The organism is Methylobacterium sp. Gmos3 (assembly GCF_056430985.1).
The window spans coordinates 16,000-38,426 of sequence record NZ_JBWJYL010000002.1; the positions used below are offsets into that span (position 1 = coordinate 16,000).

General features: G+C 69.1%; 24 protein-coding genes. 8 read left to right on the forward strand and 16 right to left on the reverse strand.

Annotated features, from left to right (window positions below; all coding sequences use genetic code 11):
- Positions 1–263: 263 nt before the first annotated feature.
- The gene (locus ACS5Q7_RS03495; RefSeq protein ID WP_478338040.1) at positions 264–860 is read left to right on the forward strand and encodes an N-acetyltransferase family protein; all 597 of its coding nucleotides are present in this window, start codon (positions 264–266) and stop codon (positions 858–860) included.
- Here the strand turns inward: ACS5Q7_RS03495 and ACS5Q7_RS03500 are convergent.
- Positions 857–1,642 (reverse strand): ComF family protein, encoded by a 786-nt coding sequence (locus tag ACS5Q7_RS03500; protein WP_478338548.1) that lies wholly within the window; start codon positions 1,640–1,642, stop codon positions 857–859. The genes ACS5Q7_RS03495 and ACS5Q7_RS03500 overlap by 4 nt on opposite strands.
- A complete protein-coding gene (locus ACS5Q7_RS03505) occupies positions 1,639–1,869 on the reverse strand; it encodes a hypothetical protein (RefSeq protein ID WP_478338041.1) in 231 nt (76 codons plus the stop codon). Before ACS5Q7_RS03505 ends, ACS5Q7_RS03500 begins: the two co-directional genes overlap by 4 nt.
- Positions 1,870–2,016: 147 nt before the next feature.
- Here ACS5Q7_RS03505 and ACS5Q7_RS03510 point away from each other — a divergent pair, with 147 nt between their 5' ends.
- Positions 2,017–2,898: a methyltransferase domain-containing protein gene (locus ACS5Q7_RS03510; protein WP_478338042.1), complete on the forward strand. Its 882-nt coding sequence runs from the start codon at positions 2,017–2,019 to the stop codon at positions 2,896–2,898.
- Between the two features lie 21 nt (positions 2,899–2,919).
- Here ACS5Q7_RS03510 and ACS5Q7_RS03515 read toward each other — a convergent pair whose 3' ends face one another.
- Positions 2,920–3,159 carry a DUF2188 domain-containing protein gene (locus ACS5Q7_RS03515; RefSeq protein WP_478338043.1) on the reverse strand — a complete coding sequence of 80 codons (240 nt, stop codon included), beginning with the start codon at positions 3,157–3,159 and terminating at the stop codon, positions 2,920–2,922.
- Positions 3,160–3,285: 126 nt separating this feature from the next.
- Between ACS5Q7_RS03515 and ACS5Q7_RS03520 the strand changes: the two genes are divergently transcribed.
- On the forward strand, positions 3,286–3,552 hold the full coding sequence (locus ACS5Q7_RS03520) for a hypothetical protein (RefSeq protein ID WP_478338044.1): 267 nt from the start codon (positions 3,286–3,288) through the stop codon (positions 3,550–3,552).
- Position 3,553: 1 nt separating this feature from the next.
- Here ACS5Q7_RS03520 and fabI read toward each other — a convergent pair whose 3' ends face one another.
- The 3 genes from fabI to fabA all read right to left on the reverse strand — a co-directional run bounded on the left by fabI (position 3,554) and on the right by fabA (position 6,432).
- Entirely contained in the window at positions 3,554–4,384 is an 831-nt protein-coding gene (fabI, locus tag ACS5Q7_RS03525) for an enoyl-ACP reductase FabI (RefSeq protein WP_478338045.1), read from the reverse strand.
- Between the two features lie 98 nt (positions 4,385–4,482).
- A complete protein-coding gene (fabB, locus tag ACS5Q7_RS03530; protein WP_478338046.1) occupies positions 4,483–5,709 on the reverse strand; it encodes a beta-ketoacyl-ACP synthase I in 1,227 nt (408 codons plus the stop codon).
- Between the two features lie 183 nt (positions 5,710–5,892).
- On the reverse strand, positions 5,893–6,432 hold the full coding sequence (fabA, locus tag ACS5Q7_RS03535) for a 3-hydroxyacyl-[acyl-carrier-protein] dehydratase FabA (protein WP_478338047.1): 540 nt from the start codon (positions 6,430–6,432) through the stop codon (positions 5,893–5,895).
- Between the two features lie 191 nt (positions 6,433–6,623).
- Here fabA and irr point away from each other — a divergent pair, with 191 nt between their 5' ends.
- The gene (gene irr / locus ACS5Q7_RS03540; RefSeq protein ID WP_478338048.1) at positions 6,624–7,142 is read left to right on the forward strand and encodes a Fur family transcriptional regulator Irr; all 519 of its coding nucleotides are present in this window, start codon (positions 6,624–6,626) and stop codon (positions 7,140–7,142) included.
- Positions 7,143–7,196: 54 nt separating this feature from the next.
- Here the strand turns inward: irr and ACS5Q7_RS03545 are convergent, their stop codons facing one another.
- On the reverse strand, positions 7,197–7,748 hold the full coding sequence (locus ACS5Q7_RS03545; RefSeq protein ID WP_478338049.1) for an SH3 domain-containing protein: 552 nt from the start codon (positions 7,746–7,748) through the stop codon (positions 7,197–7,199).
- Positions 7,749–7,940: 192 nt separating this feature from the next.
- Between ACS5Q7_RS03545 and ACS5Q7_RS03550 the strand changes: the two genes are divergently transcribed.
- Positions 7,941–8,939: a 2-hydroxyacid dehydrogenase gene (locus tag ACS5Q7_RS03550; RefSeq protein WP_478338050.1), complete on the forward strand. Its 999-nt coding sequence runs from the start codon at positions 7,941–7,943 to the stop codon at positions 8,937–8,939.
- Here ACS5Q7_RS03550 and ACS5Q7_RS03555 read toward each other — a convergent pair.
- Together ACS5Q7_RS03555 and ACS5Q7_RS03560 are read right to left on the reverse strand one after the other, a co-directional pair.
- Positions 8,936–9,556 (reverse strand): Crp/Fnr family transcriptional regulator, encoded by a 621-nt coding sequence (locus ACS5Q7_RS03555; protein WP_478338051.1) that lies wholly within the window; start codon positions 9,554–9,556, stop codon positions 8,936–8,938. The two genes, ACS5Q7_RS03550 and ACS5Q7_RS03555, sit on opposite strands and share 4 nt — an antisense overlap.
- Positions 9,557–9,620: 64 nt before the next feature.
- Positions 9,621–10,928: a flavin monoamine oxidase family protein gene (locus ACS5Q7_RS03560; RefSeq protein WP_478338052.1), complete on the reverse strand. Its 1,308-nt coding sequence runs from the start codon at positions 10,926–10,928 to the stop codon at positions 9,621–9,623.
- A gap of 89 nt (positions 10,929–11,017) precedes the next feature.
- Between ACS5Q7_RS03560 and ACS5Q7_RS03565 the strand changes: the two genes are divergently transcribed.
- Positions 11,018–11,719 (forward strand): sulfate transporter family protein, encoded by a 702-nt coding sequence (locus tag ACS5Q7_RS03565; RefSeq protein ID WP_478338053.1) that lies wholly within the window; start codon positions 11,018–11,020, stop codon positions 11,717–11,719.
- Between the two features lie 93 nt (positions 11,720–11,812).
- Positions 11,813–13,087 carry an efflux RND transporter periplasmic adaptor subunit gene (locus tag ACS5Q7_RS03570; protein WP_478338054.1) on the forward strand — a complete coding sequence of 425 codons (1,275 nt, stop codon included), beginning with the start codon at positions 11,813–11,815 and terminating at the stop codon, positions 13,085–13,087.
- 2 nt (positions 13,088–13,089) lie between these two features.
- Here the strand turns inward: ACS5Q7_RS03570 and ACS5Q7_RS03575 are convergent, their stop codons facing one another.
- Complete coding sequence (locus tag ACS5Q7_RS03575) at positions 13,090–13,467, reverse strand: cupredoxin domain-containing protein (RefSeq protein ID WP_478338055.1); 378 nt, start codon at positions 13,465–13,467, stop codon at positions 13,090–13,092.
- 324 nt (positions 13,468–13,791) lie between these two features.
- Between ACS5Q7_RS03575 and ACS5Q7_RS03580 the strand changes: the two genes are divergently transcribed.
- Complete coding sequence (locus ACS5Q7_RS03580) at positions 13,792–16,509, forward strand: EAL domain-containing protein (protein WP_478338056.1); 2,718 nt, start codon at positions 13,792–13,794, stop codon at positions 16,507–16,509.
- Between the two features lie 40 nt (positions 16,510–16,549).
- On the opposite strand, the gene ACS5Q7_RS03585 is transcribed toward ACS5Q7_RS03580, so the two are convergent.
- From ACS5Q7_RS03585 to rpiA, 6 genes are all read right to left on the reverse strand, one after another.
- Positions 16,550–17,932 carry a class II 3-deoxy-7-phosphoheptulonate synthase gene (locus tag ACS5Q7_RS03585; protein ID WP_478338057.1) on the reverse strand — a complete coding sequence of 461 codons (1,383 nt, stop codon included), beginning with the start codon at positions 17,930–17,932 and terminating at the stop codon, positions 16,550–16,552.
- 93 nt (positions 17,933–18,025) lie between these two features.
- On the reverse strand, positions 18,026–18,349 hold the full coding sequence (locus ACS5Q7_RS03590; RefSeq protein WP_478338058.1) for an RNA polymerase sigma factor region1.1 domain-containing protein: 324 nt from the start codon (positions 18,347–18,349) through the stop codon (positions 18,026–18,028).
- Positions 18,350–18,425: 76 nt separating this feature from the next.
- The gene (gene gor / locus ACS5Q7_RS03595; RefSeq protein WP_478338059.1) at positions 18,426–19,805 is read right to left on the reverse strand and encodes a glutathione-disulfide reductase; all 1,380 of its coding nucleotides are present in this window, start codon (positions 19,803–19,805) and stop codon (positions 18,426–18,428) included.
- Positions 19,802–21,016 carry an O-antigen ligase family protein gene (locus ACS5Q7_RS03600; RefSeq protein ID WP_478338060.1) on the reverse strand — a complete coding sequence of 405 codons (1,215 nt, stop codon included), beginning with the start codon at positions 21,014–21,016 and terminating at the stop codon, positions 19,802–19,804. Before ACS5Q7_RS03600 ends, gor begins: the two co-directional genes overlap by 4 nt.
- Positions 21,017–21,022: 6 nt before the next feature.
- The gene (locus ACS5Q7_RS03605) at positions 21,023–21,565 is read right to left on the reverse strand and encodes a DUF2059 domain-containing protein (protein ID WP_478338061.1); all 543 of its coding nucleotides are present in this window, start codon (positions 21,563–21,565) and stop codon (positions 21,023–21,025) included.
- A 29-nt stretch (positions 21,566–21,594) separates the two neighbouring features.
- A complete protein-coding gene (gene rpiA, locus ACS5Q7_RS03610; RefSeq protein ID WP_478338062.1) occupies positions 21,595–22,308 on the reverse strand; it encodes a ribose-5-phosphate isomerase RpiA in 714 nt (237 codons plus the stop codon).
- Positions 22,309–22,427 lie beyond the last annotated feature (119 nt).

The following is a 22,427-nucleotide window of genomic DNA, read 5'->3' on the forward strand; positions in this document are numbered from 1 at the left end:
AACCGGTTCCTCGAAAATCCCTGGCCCGACAGCGCCGGGCTGCGACGTCCCTCTGCCGTGGGCCGGCATGACGAATCAAGTCTGCCAACTCGACGGCGGGGCCAAACCGTTCCATGCGAGGGCGTCATCGCAGCCCCGGCGGCGGACCCGTGCGACAGTTGTGCTGCATTGCACAATCAGGGTCCGTCTGCCATATGGCTTTGCTATTCGGGAGGAACGTCCGGATCCCGTGGCGCTGAAGCGCCAACCGACCGGAGACGTTCATGGCCGACCATCGGCATTCAGAACCATCACCCCTTGTCCGGCGCCTCTGGCTGAGCGACCGGCAGGCTGTGCTCGACTATTTCTGCCGCCTCGACATCGACACCCGCGCCAACCGCTTCATGGGTCAGGTCAGCGAGGCCGGCATCCGCGCCTATGCCGAGCAGGCGATGTCCGCGCGCGGTGTCATGTTCGGTGCCTTCCTCGACGGCACCCTGCGCGGCCTCGGCGAGTTGCGGCCCGCCGGCCCGGGCGCTTCGACCTACTTCATCGGGCCGGCGGCGGAAGCGGCCTTCGCCGTGGAGCGTCCGTTCCGCCGCAAGGGCCTCGGCGCCGCCCTGTTCGCCCGCATCACCCAAGCGGCACGAAACCGCGGCGTCAGCGACCTCCATGTCCGCTGCTTCGCCCGCAACGGGCCGATGATCCGTCTCGCCGCCCGCCAGGGTGCCACGCTCAATCGGGATGGGCTCGATGCGGACGGATCGCTGCATCTCGACCGGGCGACGCCCCTGTCTCTCTGGTACGAGAGCATCGCCGAGGCGTTCGATTTCACGCTCTCGGTGTCGTCGAAATCCACCGACCGGCGGGACGCGGCCTAGCCGACCGGTTCGCCCACCAGGGAGAAGGTGAGGAGATCGACGGATGCTGCCCCGCCGCGCAGCAGCGCGCGGGCGGCGGCATTCCCGGTGGAGCCCGTCGTGCGCACATCGTCCACGAGGAGCACGCGTCTCCCGGCGATGTGATGCGCCTCGGATCGGGGCACGTGGAAGGCCCCCGCGAGGTTTTCCGCACGCGCCGCGCGGCTGAGGCCGACCTGCGTGCGGGTCGCGCGTCTGCGCGCCAAGGCTTGCGGCAGGAAGGGCAGTTGCGCGCCTTCCGCGATGGGGCGTGCGAGCAGAGCCGCCTGATTGAAGCGCCGCCGCCACAGACGCCAACGGTGCAGCGGAACCGGCACGATGCAATCGGCCTCGGCGATCAGCGTCCGCCCGGCGGCGGCCATCATCCGCGCCATGGGCCGGGCGAGATCGTGCCGGTCCTCGTATTTCAGGCGATGGACGAGGCCGCGCGCCACCTCGTCGTAGAGCGCGACCGCACGCGCGCGGGCGAAGACCGGCGGCTGCGCGAAGGCTTGCGGGGAGGTGAGGCGACCGATCCCCAGATCGACCGCGAAGGGGATCCCGAGGCGGTCACAGAGCGGCTCATCGATCAGCCGCAGGCCGGACCAGCAGGCGGGGCAGAAGGCACCCGCATCGGCGGTGGCGGCGCCGCATCCGGCACAGGTGGGTGGATAGACGAGGCCTAACGCGGTGTCGCGAGCCTGACGCCATAGCGCGACGGCGCCCCGAAGGACGCCGCCGCCATCGTCGGAAAGGGCGCTCAGCGAGCCCCGGCAGGCTGCATCGCCTGCTGGTCGGCGGCCTTCGCCTTCGAGTTCGCATGGTGACGGCCGATGGCACAACCGGCGGCTGCGCCCATCACGCCGTGGCCCGCCATGTGGCCGGCGACACCGCCGACGATAGCGCCCTTGATGCAGCCCTTCGCCTCGGCGGCGCCGGTGGCGGTGAGAGCGGACAGGGCGACGACGGTGCCGAGAATCAGACGCTTCATCAGGTTTCTCCCGATCGATGATGTGAGCCAGGCTGGCTTGTGGGGCAGGAACGGCGACCGGCGGTTCCGGTTCCGTTTTCATCCCTCAGCCGACTTCACGACTTCGCGGGTAGTATCGTGCCCCTGCATACGCCATTTCAGCCGGTGATGAGTACGCCCCATCCGCTTTTCGACACCGCTCTGATCCGCCGCCGCCTCGCCCGCGCGAAGGCCGAGGGTTATGCGGGCTTCCTGATCGAGCGCGCCGCCGAGGATCTGGAGGAACGGCTCGGCACGGTGCTGCGCGACTTCCGCCGCGTCCTCGATCTCGCCAGCCCCGCCGCCTCGGCCGATCCGGTCCTGACGCGGCGTTATCCCGGGGCCGACCGCTTTCGCCTCGCGCCCCTGCCGGAGCCGGGACCGGGCCGCGCGGTGGCCGATGCGGAGGCTTTGCCTGTCGGGGCCGCGAGCGTCGATCTCGTTGTCTCGCTCCTTGCCCTGCACGCGGTGAACGATCTCCCCGGCGTGCTCGTGCAGGTCCGTCGGGCGCTGAGGCCGGACGGCTTGTTCGTGGGGTGCCTGTTCGGCGGCGCGACCCTCACCGAGCTTCGCCAGAGCCTCACCCAGGCCGAGAGCGAGATCGAGGGGGGCGTGAGCCCGCGCGTCGCGCCCTTCGTCGCGATCCGCGAAGCCGGGGGATTGCTCCAGCGGGCGGGCCTTGCCCTGCCGGTCGCCGATTCGGATCTGCTGACGGTGCGCTACGCGGACGCCTTCGCGCTCATGCGCGACCTGCGCGCCATGGGCATGACGAACGCGCTCACCGACCGCAGGAAGCGCCCGATGCGCCGGGCGACGCTGCTGCGCGCGGCACAGATCTATTCCGAGCGGTTCGCCGACGCGGACGGGCGGATCCGGGCGAGCTTCGAACTGGTGTGGCTCTCCGGCTGGGCGCCGCACGAGAGCCAGCAGAAGCCGCTCAAGCCGGGCAGCGCCACGGCGCGGCTGGCGGACGCCCTCGGCACCACCGAACTGAAAGGTGAGGAGGGCTGATCCGCCCTCCCCGCGCGCGGCCTATTCTTCGACCTTGGCCACCGGGCGGTCGTTCCCCTGCGCGGTTTCGTCGTGCCACTGGCCCGCCTTGTCCTGGTAGCGGATGCCCTCGGTCGAGCCTGGCACCTGCTGCTCGGCGGCGGCGGCTTGCGCGGCCTGGAGCGCCTCGTTCCGGCTGGGGAAGGTTTCGGAGAAGACGTCGCCGACCTTGTAGGCGTAGCCGCCGTCGTGCTCGACGATGTGATAGGTGACTTCCGACATGACGCCTCCGAACGCGTGAATGGGTTTCGGAGCGCGAACCCTCGGGGCGCCGCAGCGGTTCCGCGGCCACCGATCCGCCCGAATGCGCCACCAGATGCAGCGGCGGTTCTTCCGCAGGATGTCTCGATGCCGCTTCGCACCCGTCTCCTCGCCGTCGCAGCCTGCGCCGTGACGCTGAGCGCCGTCGTACCGGCGCAAGCGGAGGAAGGCTTTCTCGACAGGCTGTTCGGGGGCACGCCGGGCGCGGCGCCGGCCAATCCGTTCGCGTCGAACTACCCGTCCGCACCGCCGTCGCAACGGGAGGTCGCCGCTGCGCGGGCCGAACGGGGCGCGCGCCGGGCGCGCGGTGGCGAGGCGGGGCCGATCCCGCCCGGCCGCATCCCGGAGGAGTAGTTCAGGCGTCGCCGACGACGCCGGCCTCGTCCTGCGCCTGAAGCACGTCCGGACGCGGCATCGAGATGATGTTGTAGCCCGAATCGACGAAATGGGTCTCGCCGGTCACGCCGCCGGAGAGCGGCGAGAGCAGGTAGAGCGCCGATCCGCCCACTTCCTCCAGCGTCACCGTCCGCCGGAGCGGCGCGTGGGCGCGTTGGTGGTTGAACATGAGCCGCGCATCGGCGATGCCCGCGCCGGCCAGCGTCCGCATCGGGCCCGCCGAAAGGGCGTTCACGCGGATGCCATCGGGCCCCAGATCGGTGGCGAGATAGCGAACCGAGGCTTCCAGGGCCGCCTTGGCCACGCCCATGACGTTGTAGTTCGGCATGACCCGCGTCGAGCCGCCGTAGGTCAGCGTGAGCAGCGATCCGCCGTTCTTCATCCGCTTGGCGGCGCGCTGGGCGATCTCGGTGAAGGAGAAGCACGAGATCGTCATCGTGCGCACGAAGTTGTCCCGCGTCGTCACATCGACGTAGCGACCCTTCAATTGCGCCTTGTCCGAGAAGCCGATGGCGTGGACGACGAAATCGAGCTGGCCGTCGAAACGCTCATCCAACGTTTCGAAGGCGGCATCGACGGAGGCCAGATCCTCCACGTCGCAGGGCAGCACCACGTCGGAATCGAGCTTGGCGGCGAGCGGCGTGACCCGGCGCCCGAGGGCTTCGCCCTGATAGGTGAAGGCAAGCTGCGCGCCGTGAGCGTGAAGCATCTTCGCGATGCCCCAGGCGATCGAATGGTCGTTGGCCACGCCCATGATCAGACCACGCCGGCCTGCCATCAAACCCGTCATGCGATACCGTCTTCATCGTGGCCCACCGCCCCGGATGAGGGGCGGCTTAGAGACCCTGCCTTAGCCCGCCCGTCGCGGCGCTGTCCAATCGCCCTGCGTCAGGCGTCGATGTGCTTGAGCACCAGCGTCGCGTTGGTGCCGCCGAAGCCGAAGGAGTTCGAGAGCACATGGCCGAGCTTGGCGTCGTCGCGACGCGCGCGGAGGATCGGCATGTCGGCGAAGGCCGGGTCGATCTCGTCGATATGCGCGCTCTCGCAGATGAAGCCGTTGTTCATCATCAGCAGGGAGTAGATCGCCTCCTGCACGCCGGTCGCGCCGAGGGAGTGACCGGTGAGCGACTTCGTCGCCGCGATGGGCGGACACTTATCGCCGTTGCCGAACACCTCGCGGATCGCCTCGATCTCCTTGTCGTCGCCGACCGGGGTCGAGGTGGCATGCGGGTTGATGTAGTCGATATTCGCGCCCTTAAGGCCGGCGATCGCCTGCTTCATGCAGCGGATCGCGCCCTCGCCCGAGGGGGCGACCATGTCGTAGCCGTCGGACGTGGCGCCGTAGCCGGCGATCTCGCCGTAGATCCGCGCGCCGCGCGCCTTCGCGTGCTCGTACTCTTCCAGCACCACCACGCCCGCGCCGCCGGCGATCACGAAGCCGTCGCGCCCGGCATCGTAGGCGCGTGACGCCCGGGCCGGCGTGTCGTTGTACTTCGAGGACATGGCGCCCATCGCGTCGAACAGGACGGAGAGCGTCCAATCCAGCTCCTCGCAGCCGCCCGCGAAGATGATGTCCTGACGGCCGCCCTGGATGATCTCGGCGGCGTTGCCGATACAATGGTTCGACGTCGCGCAGGCGGACGAGATCGAATAGTTCACGCCCTTGATCTTGAACCACGTCGCGAGGGTGGCCGAGGCGGTGGAGGACATGGCCTTCGGCACCGCGAAGGGGCCGACGCGCTTCGGCCCCTTGCTGCGGGCGATGTCCGCCGCTTCCACGATGGACCGGGTCGAGGGGCCACCCGAGCCCATGATGATGCCCGTGCGGTCGTTCGAGACGTCGCCGTCCTCAAGGCCCGCATCCCGGATCGCCTGCTCCATGGCGACCTGATTCCAGGCGGTGCCGCCACCGTGGAAGCGCATCGCGCGGCGGTCGAGGACGGTCTCGGGGTCGAGGGACGGGGCTCCCTGGACCTGGCAGCGGAAGCCATGCTCCGCGAAGGGCGCCGCGCGGGTGATTCCCGAGCGCGCCTCGCGCAGGGAGGCCAGGACCTCCTGCGTGTTGTTGCCGATGGACGACACGATGCCCATTCCGGTGATGACGACGCGGCGCATGGAAAAACCAAACCTCCGTCGCGGCGTAGGTTGCCCGCGCCGCGTTGCGGTCAGCTAAGGGGTAGCCGGTGCAATCTCAACAGCCGGAAACACAAGGCGTTGCCCGCGCCACCCTCAACTTCGACATGCCGGGCCACTCGCGGCCCGACGACACCTTCTAGATGGGAGCGGATATCAGGCGTTCTAGGCCCGGAAAAGCGCGACGCGCAGGTCGCTCGCCTCATAGATCCGGTTCCCGTCGGCTTCCAGCCAGCCATCGGCGATGCCGAGCACCAGCCGGCCCTGACGGACACGCTTGATGTCGATGCCGTAGACGACCTTCTTGACCGTCGGCAGAACCTGATCGGCGAATTTCACCTCGCCGACGCCCAGGGCCCGGCCGCGTCCCGACGCGCCGAGCCAGCCGAGGTGGAAGCCGACGAGCTGCCACAGGGCATCCAGGCCCAGGCATCCCGGCATCACCGGATCGCCCTGGAAATGGCAGGGGAAGAACCAGAGGTCGGGCCGGATGTCGAATTCGGCCAGGACATGTCCCTTGCCGTGGGCGCCGCCCTCCTCGCCGATCGAGGTGATGCGGTCGAACATCAGCATCGGCGGCATCGGCAATTGCGCGTTGCCGGGGCCGAATAGCTCGCCGCGCCCGCAGGCCAACAGGTCCTCGTAGGAGTAGCTCGAGCGGCGGCTCGCGGCCGGCGATTGCGCGGTATCGGCGTCAGGCGGCATGAAAGCGCAGCAATTCCCGTTCAGTAGCGACGTTCCGGCGCCCACCGCCGGCACGTCCGGTGGCGGGTTAGCACGGGCGGGGGCGCGTTCAAAGCGTCTCCCCCCGTCAAGCTGCGCCGGGTTGCGACGCGGGGTCGCCTTCCGTATACTAGGGAAAGTTGTTTGCCCTCTCGTAGAGCGTACAGTCCCACATGTCAGAGATGGTGCCCCTGCAGGCTGTGCTGAGCGGTCGTATCCCCGCCCTCCCCACGGAGGCGAATGGGGCCGGCCGTCGCGGCTGCCCGCTGTCGGACCTGCGGGAGCGGCTGCGTCGCGCCGGTCTGCGCCCCACCCGTCAGCGCCTGTCGCTGGGCTGGCTCCTGTTCGGGCGTGGCGACCGTCACCTGACGGCGGAAATGCTCTACGACGAGGCGATGCGTGCCAAGGTGCCGGTGTCGCTGGCGACGGTCTACAACACCCTGCACCAGTTCACCGAGGCCGGTCTGCTGCGCCAGCTCGCGCTGGACGGGTCGAAGGCCTATTTCGACACCAACCCGAGTGAGCACCACCACTTCTACCTCGAGGAAGAGGGCGCGGTGATCGACATGCCCGATTGCGGCATCACGGTCGATTCCCTTCCCGAGGCCCCCGAGGGCATGGAGATCGCGGGCGTCGAGGTCATCGTCCGCCTCCGCCGCAGCCGCCCCGCCGGCCGCCGCCAGCAGGGTTGAACGGCCGTCCTTCGGCATAGCGTTGAAAATGGCCCGGCTCACGCCGGGCCTTTTTCATTCGACCTTTTCGTTCGGGTAGACACCCCAAAGACGGTTTTGCCGGATGTAACCGTCCACATCGCGCTTCGTCGGAAGCGCGACGACCAGGCGGCACCAGGTGCCGTTGCAGGTCTTGACGTTACCGATCACCCCGGATTGCAGCCGCGCCTGATCGCTCGCCGTGTCGTCGGGGCTGGAGCGCAGCGGCACCGCCGCCTTGGCGCCGTCCTTGTCCGGCCCGGCATTCACGATGGCCGTGCGGCGGCCCGAGAGAAGCGAGTGCAGCACCCAGCCCTCGGTGCCCTCGGAGTCGCGGATTCGCCGCCACGTCTCGAACTCACCGATGATCTCGACGGGCAAGCCGGCGCGTTGGAACACCCACAGGGTGCGGTGGTCCTTGGACGGACCCTCGCGCAGGTTCACGCGATCGGTCTTGAGGCTGGCGTAGCGCGGCAGCGGCAGTTTCGTGACCGGGCCGACGCCGCTTTCCTGAGCCGAGGCTGGGCCGGCGAGGCCCATTGTACTGGCGAACAGGACGGCGATGAGAGTCGGGCGTAGCGCGCGCATCGTCCCTCCGAGGATGACGTCCGGGCCGGATCTCCTCACCGTGGATCCGGGCTCCGATTGTGTTCCGCCCGGCCTCTGCTAGACAGGCCGTCAGAGCCGGCGTGAGCCGGCAACCGGGGTGCGGAAGCCGGTCCTGTGTGGCCGAACTCGGTTAACGGATGCTTGCGGCCGATGGGCCCGGGGGAGTGAGACGTGTCGAAGCGTAAGCCGCTCGTGGTGGTGACGCGCCGTCTGCCGGACGCCGTCGAGACGCGGATGCGTGAATTGTTCGACGTTCGGTTGAACGAGAGCGATGCGCCGCTCGGCGCCGAGGCCATGGCTGCCGCCCTGCGCGAGGCCGACGTGCTCGTTCCGACGGTGACGGACGAGATCGATTCCGGCCTCCTCGCCCAGGCCGGTCCGAACCTCCGGCTGATCGCGAATTTCGGCAACGGCGTCGATCACATCGATGTCGGCGTCGCGTTGGAACGCGGCATCACCGTCACCAACACCCCCGGCGTCCTCACCGAAGACACGGCGGACATGACGATGGCGCTGATTCTCGCCGTCGCCCGCCGGGTGCCCGAGGGCGCGCGCGTCATCCCCGAGGACGATTGGACGACCGGCTGGTCGCCGACCTGGATGCTCGGCCGCCGCATCACCGGCAAGCGCCTCGGCATCGTCGGCATGGGCCGGATCGGTCAGGCGCTCGCCAAGCGCGCCCGCGCGTTCGGTCTGCAGGTCCACTACCATAACCGCCGCCGCGTCCCGGCCGCGATCGAGAGCGCCCTGGACGCGACCTATTGGGAATCGCTGGACCAGATGCTGGCCCGCGTCGACATCGTGTCGGTGAACTGCCCGCACACGCCGGCCACCTATCACCTTCTCTCGGCGCGGCGGCTCAAGCTGCTGAAGCCGGAGGCCATCGTGGTGAACACCGCGCGCGGCGAGGTGATCGACGAGAACGCCCTCGCCCGCCTCATCGAGGGTGGCGACATCTCGGCGGCGGGCCTCGACGTGTTCGAGCAGGAGCCGGCGGTGAGCCCGCGCCTGGTGAAGCTCGCACGCCAGGGCAAGGTCGTGCTGCTGCCGCACATGGGTTCGGCGACCTTCGAAAGCCGCGTCGACATGGGCGAGAAGGTCATTATCAACATCCGGACCTTTATGGACGGTCACCGTCCACCGGACCGGATCCTGCCGAGCATGCTCTAAAGCACATCCCCGGTGGCGACGCGTTCGCCGCCGCCGGTCGTGTGAAACAGGCGCTCGCTGGTGAGCTTCAGGAAGTAGAACCCGAATTCCGGGTTCTGATAGTAGAGCTGCTTGACCTCCGAATAGGAGATCCGCAGCACCCTGCCCGCCTGCATGCAAACCAGCGACGCCGTGCGCGTGTTTCCGGGCGAAAGCAGTCCGAGTTCCCCCACGATCCCGCCCTGGCGCACCTCGACGCCCACTTCGGGGATGAGGAAGACGCCGCTTTCGACGTAGTACATCTCGTCGGCCGGATCGCCCTTTCGGAACACGGTCTCGCCCGTGCCGAAGCGCCGCTTGGCGCCGAAGGGAGCGAGCCATTCGAGCGTCAGGCTGCCCGAAGCCGCCGCTTCCGTCTGGCGTACGAGGCGTACCATCTCCCACAGCCTGTAGGCGTTGAATGGGATCTGGATGCACTCGGTCAGAACCACGGGCATGCTGCCGATGAGAATGCCGTAGCTGACGACGACGCAGCTCGCGCAAAGAGAGATGATCCGCAGCGGGATCATCGTGCTCATCGCGGAGGCCGAAATCGTCAGCACGGTGCCGAGATAGCCGACGGCCTCGATCCAGTTCATCGCCATCCCCGGAAGCGGTTGCGGCGGGGGAATGCCCGTCCGCATCCGATCCGGCAAGCCGCTCTCATGCTGACGTGGTGGCGCTCGGTGTCTTCAGCACCGCGTCGGCGGCACGCAATCCTTGTTCGTAGGCGCCGCCCACAGTGCCCCATTGCTCGCGGGAGAGGGCCTCGCCCGCGAAGAACAGCTTGTGGCCCACGCCGTCGCGCAGGGTGAGCCGCGCCTGCGCATGGCCCGGCGGCACCACCGCCCAGGAACCGCGCGCGTAGGGATCGTGCCGCCATGCGCTGACGGCGGGGATCGTGAGATCACGCAGGCGTGCCCGACCCACCTGCTCGGCCAGGACGGCGCGCACATGCCGGCGCACCGCATCCGCGCCGCCTCCCATGGCGTCGATGGCGGCGGCCTCGTGCACGTCGAGCTCGTAGAAGTGGAACGGCGTGCCGTCGATGCGGGTGAGCAATCCCGCCGGTGAGCGGCGGCGCCCGTGGAAGCCCGCGAGCCGGTCCCGGCCGCCGAACGGGCTCGACGGCCAATGCAGCACGGCGTGCTCGTAGATGCCGGTGGTGAAGCCGTCGATCGCCGCGCGAACCGTATTCGGCAGGGGCGGCGTGAAAGCCGGGCCGTCGCGCAGCACCATCATCGGCACCGTGACGATGGCGGTCTTCGCCGACACCTCCGTGCCGTCCTCCAAGGCGATGCGCACCCCCTGCCCGGCCCAATCGATGCGGCGGACGGGCGCGGTTAGGCGGATCGGCAGGCCGGCGGCGAGCCGCGCGAGGTAGTTGCCGTAACCCCCGGCGATGAAGAAGTTGTCGCCGTATTCCATGCTCGGGAAGTCGTGCAGGGAAACCTCGCCGAGGGGCCGCCCGGAGACGAGGCCGTGGACCTGCGCGACGCGCCCGGCCCAGGGTCCGAGCCCGGCCGGCAGGGCGCTGGCGGCGGGGCGGTCCTCGCCGTCCTTGCCGGCGCTGCCCGTCATGGCATGATCGGCGCGCGCGAAGGCGTTGGCGCCCGCGCGTGCTTCCCACGGACGGGCGGGCCTGCCCGATACCCAGGTATGGCTGTCCTGCGGCGCCCGGCGCAGACGCTCCCCTCGATCATGCCCCAGGGCGACGAGGGGGTTGATCGGCCCGGCATGGAGCCAGTGGGCGCCGAGATCGACCGGGTGGCCGCGCAGTGCCACCGTCCAGGCCCGGCCGCCGACCCGGTCGCGCGCCTCGAACACGGCCACCGACCGGCCCGCCGCGACGAGTGCCCGCGCGGCGGCGATCCCCGCGGCGCCCGCGCCGATGATCGCCACGTCCGGCGAGGGCGGCAGCGGCGCCAGGGCCGGACGGAAATCGGGAGCGTGGACCGGTTGCGTCGCCATCGTGACCGTCTTGCTCCTCACTCGCCCTTGCGCCGGGAAAGGCGCGATCCCACAACCCAGCCGTCTCGATCCGCTCCGGACCAGAACCGATGATTCTCGATTCCGCTTCCGCGGCCCTTCGTCAGACGCTGTCGCCCGCCCTGCGCGGTATCCTCTGGAAATCGCTCGGCCTCACCCTCGGGATCCTCGCGCTCCTGTGGCTCGGACTTACGCGGCTGCTCCAGGCGTTCCAGGCGAGCCACCACATCTCGTCGCAGTACCCGATCCTCGACAGCCTCGCCTACTACCTCGCCGGGTTCGGGCTGTTCGTCGCCCTCGCCTACCTGATGCCCGCCGTATCGATCATCGTGGCCGGGTTCTTCCTCGACGATGCCGCCGAGATCGTCGAGCGCACGGATTTCCCCGGCGAACCTCCGGGGCGGGCCATGCCGTTCGGCGTGTCCATGCTCTACGCCCTGCGCTTCGCGGGTGTGACGCTGCTCGTGAACCTCGTCGCGCTGGCCATCTTCTTCGTGCCGGTGATCGGCGTGGCCGCGTTCTTCGCCGCCAACGCCTACCTGCTCTCGCGGGAATATTTCGAGATGGCGGCGGCGCGCTTCCGCGACATGGACGGCGCGGCGCAGATGCGGCGGGACTACGCCGCCCGAACGCTCCTCGCGGGGTGTCTGCTGGCCGGCATGATGATTGTGCCGATCCTGAACCTTGTGACGCCGCTGTTCGGCATCGCTTTGATGGTGCATCTGCACAAGCGGATCACCGCGCGCCAGCTTCGCCTCGCCCAACCGCGCTGACGCCGCTGCGGCGAGGGGCGCCCTGGCCTTCCGGCCGAGGCGCCTCTAGCGTGAGGCGATGCCCGGTCGCCGCCGGGTCGGAGCGAGCCGTGCATGGAACCGCGTGAGGAAGGCCGGGAGCCGCCGCCCCCGCCGGGGAAAGCGCCGTTCGTGCTGCTGGTCCTCGCCGGACTCGGTCTGATCGGCTGGGGTGCCTACGGCCACTGGCAGCGCGACAGCGAGGCGACGCTAACCCTCGACAAGATCCGCAACGTCGTCCCCCGCGTGCGTACGGCGCTGGCGGAAAGGGCCGATGGCCCCCTCGACCTTACCTTGCCCGGCGAGACGCGGCCCTTCCTCACCGCCGCCATCGCCGCGCGGGCGACGGGCTACATCGCGGAGCGGCGGATCGACATCGGCTCGCGGGTGAAGGCGGGTGATCTGCTGCTGAGGATCGCGGCGCCCGATCTCGATCAGCAACTCGCCCAGGCCCAGGCCCAACTCGGCCAGTTGCAGGCGCAGCGGCTCCAGGCCGAGGCGCAGGTCGAGCAGGCCAAGGCCAACGTCACGCTGGCGAATCTCACCAACAATCGCACGACGACCCTGGCCGACCAGGGCTGGGCCTCTCGCCAGAACGCGGACACCTCCCAGGCCGGCGTGCTCTCGCAGGCCGCGACCCTCGCCAGCGCCGAGGCGGGCGTGAAGGTCGCCGCCGCCAACATCAAGGCGCAGGAGGCGGTGGTGGAACGCCTGAAGGCGCTCGCCGCCTTCGAGCGGATCGTGGCCCCGTTCGATGGGGTCGTCACCACCCGCAACGTCGATGTCGGTGATCTCGTGCGCGCCGACAACGGCGGCACGCCCCTCGTGACCATCGATCAGGACAGCACCCTGCGCATCGCCGTGAACGTGCCGCAGAACCTCACCCGCGGCGTGGCGCCCGGCATCGATGCGACGATCCGCGTGCCGCAGCTGCCGGGCCGCACCTTCGCCGGCTCGGTGGAGCGCAGTTCGGTGGCGCTACAGGCGGCCTCGCGGACACTCACTACCGAGGTCGATGTCCCGAACCCGGACGGCACCCTCCGCGCCGGAATTCATGCGGACGTCACGCTGAAGCTCCCGCGCGACAAGCCGGGCGTGATCGTGCCCTCCGAGGCCGCAATTTTCGCGAAAGGACAATTGCGCGTGGCGGTCGTGAAGGATGACGGGCGCATCACGTGGCGCACCATCCGCATGCGCCGTGATTTCGGCCGGGCCCTCGAAGTCGAGGATGGCGTCGAGCCACAGACCCGGATCATCCTCGGCCCCTCGCCGGACCTCCGCGAGGGCCAGCCGGTGGACCGGGACGACGGGCCGTCCGGCTACCATCCGATGCGATCGGCGGCGCGCTGAGATCAGTTCACGCGGACGAGGAGCTTCATCTTCGGGTGGATGCCGCAGAGCACCTGGAACACGCCCGTCTGGGTGAACGTGACCGGCGTGCGGCTCCCAGGCTCCTGATCGCCGGAATCGAACGTGAAGTTCGGCGAATCCACGTAGGCATGGTGGAGGAGATCGCTGTCGTCGTTGACGATGGTGACGGTCTCGCCCTTCGTCACGACGAGGGTTTCCGGGTGGAAGGTCCGCCCCTTCTGCGAAACGATGATCCCCGACGCCTGTAGCTTACCGACGATGGGTAGGCCGGCGACCATGCCGAGCCCGAGCGACAGGAGCGTCGGAAACAGCACGGCAAGACCGGGCTTGCGGGGCGGGACTGTCGCGGGGATCGTCATGCAGGCTCCCGTATCTTCAGAGACGATAGCCATACAAGGTTGAGAAAAGCTTTTGCTTGGTCGAACGACCGGCGCTGCTTGCCTTCGTGATGCAAGGGCGCGGCTGACGTGCCACTTTCTCAATTCAATGAAACGCTCAGCTAATCACACTTTAAGATGTGGCCCATAGGATCGACCACGCGGACCGAGTGGTGACCCGGTGAGATGCAATATTTTGAGGTCGCATTCCCGATGAAGGCCAGGGCTTCCGCTCACAGGCGGAGCTCGCCTCTCGGCGCCTTCGCCGCAACGATCAAAGCGCGCATCTTCATCGCGTTCTTCGTGATGAGCCTGCTGTCCGGCGGACTTGGCTTCTATGCCATCGTCGCCATCGCCCATGTCGGTGACCTCGTCGGGCGGACGTACGACCAGTCACTGATGTCGATCAATTACGCGCGTGCCACGGCGGCCGACTTCGCCAAGATGCGCGCGGCCTTCGCCCGCCAGGGTCTCACGCGCGACAAGGCCGCCATCGCCAAGCTCGACGCACAGATCACCGAACTGCACACGACCCTCGCCGAGGATCTGACGATCGCGGTCGAGCGCTCCCAATCGGATCGGGCCGTGCGTGCCGCGCTCGCCGTCCAATCCGGGGTTGCCGCCTGGGACGATATCCGGCGCAGCTTCGGCGATCTCTCCTCGGTTCGGCCCGAGCGGTGGGACGCCCTCGATCACCAAGCCGATGCCATCGACGCCCAGCTCGACATGCTGGTGAACTACACCGCCGGCGACGGCTTCACCTTCCGCCAGGCGGCGCGGATGGCGGTCGGCAGCGAGCTGCGCCTGAACATGGCGGCGGCGGCGCTCGCCTTTTTCGGCTCGGCCGTCATCGCATGGCTGCTGCACCGTCGCATCCGCGGGCCGATCGTCTCGGCCTCGCTGGCGGCTCAGCGGATCGCGGGCGGCCACCTCGACGATTCGATTCCCACCGACGGGCGCGACGAACTCGGCAGCCTGCTCCGCTCCATGGCGGCGATGCGCGACAACATCCGCGCGATGATGGAGCGCGAAGTCCGCCAGCGGCAATCGGCGGAACGGCTCCTGACCGACGCCCTGCAAAGCTCGCGGGAGGGCGTCATCGTCGTCGATCCCTCCGGTCGCATCGCCTTCGCGAACCCGATGGCGATCCAGTTCTTCGACGGCCTCTGCACCCAGGGCCGTGTCGCGGACGATGCCGGCTGCCGCGAAGCCCTGTCCGGCGACGGCGAGTTCCACCTCTCGAACGGCCGTTGGCTGCGCGTGAGCCGCAGCGCCACCGAGGGCGGCGGCTTCGTGGCCGTGTGCAGCGACATCAGCTTGGAGAGAGCCCAGCAAGCCCAGCTTCGCGAGACCAATCTTCGCCTGGATGCCGCGCTCGACAACATGTCCCAGGGCCTCTGCCTGTTCGACGCCAACAACCGTCTGATGGTGGTGAACCGCCGCTACGCACAGATCTACGGCCTGCCCCCGGATGCGGTGGCGCCGGGCATGACGGCGCAGCAGGTCCTGGCGGTCAGCGTCTCGCGCAACGGCGATGCCGGCCGCGTCCTGCTCGACGCGTCGCAGGGTGATCGCGACGCCGCGAACGGCCCCTTGTCCTTCCCCGTCATCGATGAACTGCCGAACGGCAAGGTCATCGCCGTCGAGCGCCGGAACACCGCCGATGGCGGCTTCGTGGCGACCTACGAAGACGTCACTGAGCGCCGCCACGCCGAGGCGCGCATCGCCTTCCTCGCGCATCACGACGTGCTCACCGGCCTGCCGAACCGCATCGCCCTGGAACAGCAGATCAACTCGGCCATCGCCCAGACCGGGCGGGACCAGGGCTTCGCGATCTTCGCCCTCGACCTCGACGATTTCCGCCCGATCAATGACACGTTCGGCCACTCCGTGGGCGACGAGCTGCTGGTGGCCGTCGCAAATCGCCTCAGCGCTTGCGTGCGCGAGATCGATTGCGTCGCCCGCATCGGCGCCGACGAGTTCGTCGTCGTCCAGCGCGCCGTCGAGCGGCCGGAGGATGCCGCCGTCCTCGCCCGGCGTATCATCGATGTCGTGAAGGCGCCCTACGTCCTCTCGAACCAGACCGCCTGCGTCGGTGTCACCATCGGGATCACCGTCGCGCCCGGCGACGGCACGAGCTCGGGCAAGCTCCTCAAGAATGCCGACGTCGCGCTCGCCCGCGCGAAGGCCGAAGCGCGCGGCGCGTTCCGCTATTTCGAGCCGGATATGGATGCCCGGCTGCAAGCCCGCCGCATTCTGGAAAGCGACCTGCGTACCGCCCTGGAGACCAAGGCGTTCGAGGTCTACTACCAGCCGATCTACAGCCTCGGCTCCGAGCGGATCTGCGGCTTCGAGGCCCTGCTGCGCTGGAAGCATCCGGTGCGCGGCTTCATCTCGCCGGCCGAGTTCATTCCCCTTGCAGAGGAACTTGGGCTCATCGTGCCCCTCGGCGAATGGGTGCTCGCGCAGGCCTGTTCCGATGCCGCGCGCTGGCCGGAAGGGTTGAAGATCGCCGTGAACGTCTCCGCGGTGCAGTTCACCTCCGCGAGCCTCGTTTCGGCGGTGCGCGACGCCCTGCGCAACACCGGCCTCCCCGGCCGGCGACTGGAACTGGAGATCACCGAATCGGTCCTCGTGGCCAATCCGGGTGTCACCACCGCAATCCTGCACAGCCTGAAAGGCCTCGGCGTGCGCGTGTCGATGGACGATTTCGGCACCGGGTACTCATCGCTGAGCTACCTGCGCAGCTTCCCCTTCGACAAGATCAAGATCGATCAGTCCTTCATCCGCGACCTCTGCGAGGAGGACGGCACCGACTTCATCGTCCGCGCCGTCATCAGCCTCGGCGCCAGCCTCGGCATGACGACCACGGCGGAGGGCGTCGAGACGGAAGCGCAGCTTGCACGGCTGCGCGCCGAAGGGTGCGACGAGGTGCAGGGCTATCTCTTCAGCCGCCCGGTGCCGATCACCGAGGTGCCGGGCCTCATCACCCGCTGGAACGGCGCGACGCGCGCCATCGCCTGACAAAGAGAGGGAAGGCCGGGCTCGTCACCCGGCCTTCGTCTCATTCCGCCGCGTCGAGGCGCGGGGTGTCGAGATCGGCCCGCTCGCGCTTCACGAGTTCGGCCGTACGGAACGCCACCTCCAGGGCCTGCTCCGCGTTGAGGCGCGGGTCGCAGTAGGTGTGGTAGCGGTCGCTGAGGTCGTCGGCCGTCAGGGCGCGGGCGCCGCCCGTGCACTCGGTCACGTCCTTGCCGGTCATTTCCAGATGGATGCCGCCGGCAATCGTGCCCTCGGCGCGGTGGACGCCGAAGAAGCCCTCGATCTCCTGCATCACCCGGTCGAACGGACGGGTCTTGTAGCCGCCCGCCGAGATCGTGTTGCCGTGCATCGGATCGCACACCCACACGACCGACCGCCCTTCCCGCTCGACCGCGCGAACGAGGTTCGGCAGGTGCTCGCCCACCTTGTCCGCGCCGAAGCGGCAGATGAGGCTGAGGCGGCCGGGCTCGTTCTCCGGGTTCAGGAGGTCGATCAGCTTGATCAGCCCCTCCCCCGTCATCGACGGCCCGCACTTGAGCCCAATCGGGTTCTTGATGCCGCGCGCGTATTCCACGTGGGCATGGTCGGGCTGGCGGGTGCGATCACCGATCCACAGCATGTGCCCGGAGGTGGCGTACCAATCGCCGCTCGTGGAATCGACGCGGGTCAGGGCCTGCTCGTAGCCGAGCAGCAGCGCCTCGTGGCTCGTGTAGAAATCGGTGGTCCGCACCTCCTGGTGCGTCTCCGGGTTGATGCCGATGGCGCGCATGAAGCCGAGCGCATCGGTCATGCGCGAGGCGACGTCCTGGTAGCGCGAGGATTGCGGCGAATCCTTCACGAATCCCAGCATCCACCGATGCGCGTTCTCGAGGTTGGCGTATCCGCCGGTCGCGAAGGCGCGCAGCAGGTTCAGCGTCGCCGCCGATTGCCGGTAGGCCTCGAGCTGACGGCGCGGATCCGGGATGCGGGCCTCTTCCGTGAAGCCGATGCCGTTGACAATGTCACCGCGGTAGCTCGGCAGTGACACGTCGCCCTGCGTCTCGTTCGGGGACGAGCGCGGCTTGGCGAACTGCCCGGCGATGCGCCCGACCTTCACCACGGGCGATCCGCCCGCGAAGGTCAGCACCATCGCCATCTGCAGGAACACGCGGAAGAAATCGCGGATGTTGTCGGCGGAGTGCTCGTCGAAGCTCTCGGCGCAATCGCCGCCCTGGAGCAGGAAGGCCTCACCGGTTGAGACACGGGCCAGCGCCGCCTTCAGCTTGCGGGCCTCACCTGCAAAAACCAGCGGCGGAAAGCTGGCGATCTGAGTCTCGACGGCAGCCAGGGCGGCGGCGTCCGGATAGGCCGGCACCTGCTGAATCGGCAGGTTCCGCCACGTCGTCGGTGTCCAGCGCTCGCCCATGATTCCTCTCCACGCACCTCGTTCGTGCGGCCGCGCCCTTCGCGCGGATGGGGGCTTATAGAGACATTCCTCACGGATCGCGAGGGGGCTGCGCTAGAGGCCGGGCTCGCCGTCCTCGACCTCGATTCCGTGCTCGGCGAGGATCCAGAAGATCGCTTCCAGATCCTCCGCCGACACGTCCCGGGGCGGGAGCGCCTCCTCGAGGTCGTCGTAGGTCAGGCAGCGGCTGCGCTGCGCCTCGGCCTTCGCCAGCAGCCTGTCGATCGCCCGCCTGATGTCAGCCGGCAGCGCATCCTGGCTCGGCAGGCGATACGTGAAAGCCGGCCGCAGGGCATCGGCCAGAAGGCCGTCTATGATCGCTTGACGCCGCTCGTGGGCATCGTCGCGCTTTCCGTCGCCAGAGCCTTGCTTGCCCATCCGCCTGATATGGCTCAGGGGCGCACCGCGTCGAGGCCTAGGATGCCGCTTCCGTTCCGCGTCGCTCCGGAAAGGGTCAACCGACTCCCACCGGATGCTTGGTCACGGCCGGCACCCGCATGGTGACGAGTTCCTCGGCGGCGGTGGGGTGGACGGCGATGGTGCGGTCGAAATCCGCCTTGGTGGCGCCCATCGTCACGGCGATGCCCACCGCCTGGATCAGCTCGCCCGCATCCTGTCCGAACAGATGGACGCCCACCACCCGGTCGGTCGCGCAATCGACGATGACCTTCATCAGCACCCGCTCGTCGCGGCCCGACAGGGTGGCCTTCATCGGCCGGAACGAGGCCTTGTAGACGTCGATCCGGTCGAAGGTCCTGCGCGCTGCCGCCTCGCTGAGACCCACGGTGCCGATCTCAGGCGTCGAGAACACGGCCGTGGGGATGAGGTGGTGATCGACGCTGGTCGGCTTGCCGCCGAATTCGGTGTCGGCGAAGGCATGGCCCTCGCGGATCGCGACCGGCGTGAGGTTGGCTCGGTTCGTGACGTCGCCCACGGCGAAGATCGAGGGCACGCCGGTCCGTGAGAACTCATCCACCGGGATCGCCCCAGCGGCATCGGGCACGATGCCCACCCGGTCGAGGCCCAGCCCGCCAATATTCGGCTTGCGGCCCGTGGCGAGGAGAATCTGGTCCGCTTCGATCACGCTGCCATCGTCCAGCGTGGCGGCGAGGCCGGAACCGGACCGCTCGATCCTGCTCAGGGTGCGCCCGAGGCGCAGGTCCATCCGCTTCCCATAGGCGTCGGCGAGGGCGTCGCGCACCTCGTCGTCGAAGCCGCGCAGCAGCTTGTCGCCCCGGTGCAGGAGCGTGGTGCGGCTCCCGAGCGCCGCAAACACACCCGCGAATTCGACCGCGATATATCCGCCGCCGATCACGAGGATGCGCTCCGGCAGGCTCTCCAGTTCGAACACCTCGTTCGAGGTGATGGCCAGCTCCACCCCCGGCACGGCCGGCTCCTTCACCGGATGCGCGCCCACCGCCACGAGGATCCGCTCCGCGCGCACGCGGCGATCCGACGTCAGTAGGCGGACCGTATGGGCATCCTCGATCACCGCCCGCTCGGTGACGATCTCGACGCCCGCCCGCATCAGGTTCACGTCGTAGATGCCTTCGAGCCGCGTGACCTCGGCATCCCGTCTCGCCTTCAGCACGGACCAGTCGAAGCGCGGCTTCTCCACCGTCCAGCCGAACCCCGCGGCGTCCTCGAACTCGTCGGCGAAGCGGCCGGCATAGACCATCAACTTCTTCGGCACGCAGCCCCGGATCACGCAGGTGCCACCGACGCGGTATTCCTCGGCCAGCATGACCTTGGCGCCGTAGCCGGCCGCGATCCGTGCCGCGCGCACTCCGCCCGAGCCGCCACCGATGACGAAGAGATCGACGTCGAAGCTCATAGCGGCAGATCCGTCGCGGAGGGTCGGGAATGGGCATGGGCCGCCCGCGCCCAGGTGATGGCAGCACCGAGCCCGGCCGTCCACCATCCGGCCCAGCCGTTATGCTCAACGAAGGCGATGGAGGCCGAACAGGCGACGAGGCCGAGGGCCACGGCGAGATCCGCCGGCGGCAGGACGCTCAACCGCGCGAGCATCAGCATCAGGACCAGCGCCGCGAGGAACGCCCCCGGCACGCCGAGTTCGGCCCAGACCTGCAGGAAGCTGTTGTGCGGGTGGCCGACGGCGAGAAGGGTCCGCATGTCGGGCGCCACCCGTCCCGCCACGGGGGTCTGGGCGAAGCGTGCGCTGGTGCCGATGCCGGCCCCGCGCCAGGGCGCGGCGGCGACCGCCGTGCCGAAGCTGCGCGCGATGGCGACCCGCGCCCGCGACGAGGATTGTGTCAGCTGCTCGTGCGCCGCCTCGGGCATCAGCTTGGCGAGGAGGTCCCCCTCGACCGGCGCGAGCGCCACGGCGAGGCCGAGGCCCAACCCTGCGACGGCCACGCCGACGCCTCGCGGCAGCACCCGGCTTAAGCCCGCCATGGCGAGCCCGGCCATGAGCCCCATCATGGCCGCGCCGCTGATCGAGCGCAGGATGCCGAGACCCGCGAAGCCCAGCGTCGCGAGGGCGGCGAGCCGCATCCGAGCCCGCCACAGGAGGAGCGCGAGGGGCGCCGCGACGAGATCGAGGGTCAGGGCAGGACGGTTGAAGACGAAGGCTGCCACGCGGGTGCCGAGCATCCGTTCCGCCGGCAGGTCGAGCGCCAGATCGACGGCGATGAACAGGCCGGAGGCGACGATGGCGAAGCAGCCGAGCGGCAACGCGAATTCAGGGATTCGCCCCGGCGCGAGCCGCGCCAGCAGGTAGGCCGCAAGCAGCGTAGGCAAAAACTCGCCGAGCACGCGCAGCGAGAGCGCGGGGAACGGGCTCCAAGCGAGCGAGACCAGCCCCCATCCGAGGAAGGCCAGGGCGGCGAGACCGAGCGGTGTCCTGAGGGGGGCGACGAGCAGGGATGGCGTCTCGCCCCTCCCCTCGCGCCAGCGCCCGGCCAGGAAGGCGAGCGCCGCGATGGCCATGACGACCGGGCTCGACCGGTTGGCGAGCACCATCGCCAGCGGAAGCAGCGCCAGGGCCGCCCCGCCGAGGGCGTAGAACGGCCGTGCCGCGTGCATGGCGGCTTACTGGAGCTGGTGGCCGCGCTTGCCCAATTCCGCGCGGACGCGGATCATGATGTATTCCGAGACTTCCTCCGTCCAACCCTGCATCGCCCGGACCATCTCGTCCAAGAGGGCCGGCTGCATCTCGACGTAGCGCTTGCCGGCGGGCGAGCGGAAGAAGTTGGCGATATCGGTCAGTTCGGCCTCGGAAAACTTCGCCGCATAGGTCCGCGCGGCGATGTCAATCATCCGCTGCTTCTGCAACTCCATCTCCGGCTGCAGGGCGACCAGAACCTCATCGAGGTCCTTCTGAAGCTCCGGCCGGGTGATGGCCTGCTTGCGGATCTGGTCCGCGAAGGACGGGATGATCGAATCGAACGAGCGGGCGATACCGGAGGAGAGCATCACCTCGCGGGCGAGCGCGAGATGGTTGGCGCTGTAGGTCGGCCCGGCTGGGGTGTTGGCCGCCGGGGTCGGGGCGGCCGGTTTCTTGGCCTGGGCGAGCGCCGGCAGACAGGGAGCCGCGAGGGTGAGGCCGACCAGCGCGGCGAGGAGGCGGGACATCGATGGGTCCTGTCGGTTCGAGAATGGGTTCAGCCGAGGCGACCGAGCACGGTCACTTCGGCTTGTCCGCCGACATCGGCGGCGAGAATGGCGGCGGTCGCGATCCCCAGGAAGAGGCCGTGCTCCACCACGCCGGGCACCGACCAGAGGGCGGCGCCGAGCCGTTCGGGATCAGGGATGCGGCCGAGCTTGGCATCGAGGATGACATGGCCGCCATCGGTCTTCACCGGCTGCCCGTCCGGCCCGAGGCGTAGGGCGACCGGCCCCTGGCAACCGGCGGCGGCAATTGCCCCCTCCACCGCATGGGTCGTCGCGGTGAGGCCGAACAGGTTCACCTCGATGGGGAGCGGAAAGGCGCCCAGCGTCGCGACGTACTTGGCGGCGTCCGCGATCACCACCATCCGCTCGCTCGCGCAGGCGACGATCTTCTCCCGCAGCAGCGCAGCGCCGCCGCCCTTGATGAGGCGCAGATTGCCGTCGACCTCGTCCGCCCCGTCGATGGTGAGGTCGAGGTGCGGAAGCTCGTCCAGGGTGGCGAGGCGGATGCCGAGGCCCTCGGCCTGCTTTCGCGTCGCCTCCGAGGTCGGCACGCCGATCACGTCGAGCCCGTCGCGGACCTTCGCGCCGAGAAGCTCCACGAAGGCCGCAGCGGTCGAGCCGGTGCCCAGACCCAAGCGCATTCCCGGCCGAACCATTTCGAGCGCGCGGGCGGCGGCGGCCCGGCGAAGGTCGGGGCCGCTCATGGCAGGCGGCTCCGGCAGGTTTCGACGGGGGAATAGGCGCGCATGGTCGGGCTGGCCCTGAGGGACATTCACCGCGCCCCTACCACGCCGGCCGCCGGACAGGAACGGGACTCGCGCAC